3 protein-coding genes are annotated in these 2,790 nt (G+C 71.3%); 1 reads left to right on the plus strand and 2 read right to left on the minus strand.

The genetic code is table 11. The annotated features are described in order from the left end of the window. Window positions 1–553, plus strand: a 553-nt coding sequence (locus AC3XYG_RS39395; protein ID WP_489145369.1) for a hypothetical protein, incomplete at its 5' end; no start/stop codon positions are given. A gap of 10 nt (window positions 554–563) precedes the next feature. Here AC3XYG_RS39395 and AC3XYG_RS39400 read toward each other — a convergent pair. Together AC3XYG_RS39400 and AC3XYG_RS39405 are read right to left on the minus strand one after the other, a co-directional pair. Next, complete coding sequence (locus AC3XYG_RS39400) at window positions 564–1,640, minus strand: NAD(P)H-dependent flavin oxidoreductase (protein WP_489145370.1); 1,077 nt, start codon at window positions 1,638–1,640, stop codon at window positions 564–566. A gap of 105 nt (window positions 1,641–1,745) precedes the next feature. Beyond that, window positions 1,746–2,600, minus strand: coding sequence for a sigma-70 family RNA polymerase sigma factor (locus AC3XYG_RS39405; RefSeq protein WP_489145371.1), 855 nt, complete (start codon window positions 2,598–2,600; stop codon window positions 1,746–1,748). Window positions 2,601–2,790 lie beyond the last annotated feature (190 nt).

The following is a 2,790-nucleotide window of genomic DNA, read 5'->3' on the forward strand; positions in this document are numbered from 1 at the left end:
TGGTGGCCCGATGATCGAAGACACCGCGCGCTTCGACCTGACCCTGGTGCTGACCGAGGCCGAGGCGCGGGCCTATCAGCAGGCCTGGCAGCGCCAGCAGGGCGCCACCGCCGGCCGGGGCGGCTCCTTTGCAATCATCACCCTCGGCATCGCCGCCGGCCTGCTGGCCGGCCTGATCGTCGTGGTGCTGGGCGATGTCGACGGCAGTGTCGGCGGGCTGGTGGCGGTGCTGGCCTTCCTGGCCTATTGGAGCGGCGCCTGGGCGGTGACCGGCTTCGCCCATCGCGCCAACCGGCGCTCCTTGCGACAGCAGATCGATCGGCTGCGGCGGGAACGGCGGGTCACGATCGCCGGCGACGGCATCACCGTGGCGGCCGGCACCGGCACGGTGCTGTGGTTCTGGAGCGCTGTCCAGACGGTCACCGAGGAAACGGGCCTGATCCTGGTCTGGCTCGAAGCCAGTCCGATCCCGATCCCCCGGCGCGAAGTGGCCAACCCGGCCGCGCTGTTGCCCTTTGTCCGGGCGCAGATGATCGCGGCGTCCCCGGACTGACCGGCCCCGTTCACCGTATCCGCAGGATCGCCGAAGCCTCCTCGGCCAGCCATCGGGTCAGCATCGCGGCCGGCATCTCCCGGCAGAGACGCGCGGACTGACCCGACCACAGCGGCGTGAAATCCGCCGACCCCGACGGTTCCGATCTGGCCCGCAGCGGTGCGAGGGCTCCCCCCGCCAAAGGGAAGTCGGGCGCGTCGCCCGAGATCGGCCCGACCTCGCGGATGATCCGGTTGACGATCGACCGGGCCGGGCGGCCGGTGAACACATTGGTGATGACGGTCTCGTCATCCTGCGCCGTCTTCAGGGCCAGCCGGTGGGCGGGCGACAGGTTGGCCTCGGGGCAGAACAGATAGGCCGTGCCGACCTGCACCGCCGCTGCCCCCAGAGCGAAGGCGGCGGCGACGCCGCGGGGGTCGGCGATGCCGCCGGCCGCGATGACCGGGATACGGACGGCATCGACCACCTGCGGCACCAGGGCCATGGTCCCGGCCTGCGCGGAGGCGGCGCCGGCCAGGAACGTGCCGCGATGGCCGCCGGCCTCCAGCCCCTGCGCGATGACGGCGTCACAGCCATGGTCTTCCAGCCACTGGGCCTCGGCCACGGTGGTGGCCGATGACAGGATCTTCGCCCCGGCCGCCTTCACCCGTGCCAGCAGCGCCTGGTCCGGCAGCCCGAAATGGAAGCTGACCACGGCGGGCCTGGCCTCTACGACGAATTCGCAGCGTGCGTCATCGAACGGGTCGAGCCCCATGGCCTGGCCCGGGAGCTGGGGATCGAGGCCCAATTCGGCATAATAGGGAGACAGGCGCCGGTGCCAGGCCGCCATCCGCACAGGATCGATCTCCGGCCGCCGGTGGCAGAAGAAGTTCAGATTCACGGGCTTTGCCGTCGCCTGCCGGATGGCGGCGAATTCCGACCGCAACTGATCGGGGCCGAGCAGTGCGCAGGGCAGCGAGCCGAGCCCACCGGCCTCCGATACGGCGATCGCCATCGCCGGTGTGGCCGACCCAGCCATCGGCGCCTGAATGACCGGCCGCTCGAGTCCGAGAAGGTCCAGAATCCGCCGATCCGGCCAGGCCGCCATGGTGTCTCTCCTGCAAGGCCCGGCAGCCCGGGCCATGACCTTCTGCCGCACGGCGGTTACGCGCCGATTGCACAGTCCCCGATCCGGGCTACATCGGCAACGCCCTCAGTCCTCCAGCACCGCCAGATCGAGCCGGCCGAGGCTCTCGGGACCGGCGGTGACGCGGATCTCGGCGATCCGCCCGTCCCGAATGGTGAAGCCGAGCGCCAGGAACAGCCGCCCGCGTGGCGCCACCACGGCGCCGATCGCCCCATCCACCAGCGCCGGCCGGGCGGCCTGGGCCTTGCCCTGGAAGAACCGGGCGATGGCGACCGCGCCGCGCAGCTCGCCGGACGCTCCGGCTTGCTTGGCCACACCGTCGGCGTGGACCACGACATCCGGGTCGAGCACGGCGAGCAGCGCTTCGAAATCGCCACCGCGCGACGCCGCCAGGAAGGCGTCGACCACGCGGCGCTGGCCGGCGCGGTCCGCATCCGGCTTGGCGGGCTTGCCCTGCACCCGCCGGCGCGCCCGGCTGGCCAGCTGCCGGGCCGCGGTCGGGGAGCGGCCGACGACAGCGCCGATCTCCTCGAAGGGCAGGTCGAACATGTCGTGGAGCACGAAGGCCACCCGCTCCGCCGGCGCCAGGGTCTGCAGCACCACCAGCAGGGCCAAGCCGACGGCATCGGCCAGCAACACCTCGTGTTCGGGGTCGGCGCCGCTGTCACGCGCAGCCGGCACCTCGGGCACCGCGTCGATCGGATCCTCGCGCCGCGACCGGCGGGACCGCAGCATGTCCAGGCACACCCGTGCGACTACCGTGGTCAGCCAACCGCCCAGATTGTCGACGCCGCCGGTGTCGGACCGGCTGAGCCGCAGCCAGGCCTCCTGCACCGCATCCTCCGCCTCGCTCAACGACCCGAGCATGCGATAGGCCACGCCGCGCAGCTGCGCCCGCTGGCTCTCAAACCGCTCGGCCAAGCCGTTCTCCCCGGCCGGAAGATTTTTATCGCCCATCGGTCACATCCGTCGCTGCGTCATCCGTCATGGCGATGACGAACGAAACCCGGCCGGTGTGACACGGCAATCGGCCGGGATGGTGTCGTCCCATCTCTCTGACTCGTTCCAAGGACACCGATCATGCAAGCCCGAATGAAGAATCCGGCCCTCA

Source organism: Inquilinus sp., from assembly GCF_057815775.1.

Coding starts and splice junctions, on each gene's coding strand:
- AC3XYG_RS39400 (WP_489145370.1), bottom strand. CDS start 1,640: ATGGCGGCCTGGCCGGATCGGCGGATTCTGGACCTTCTCGGACTCGAG.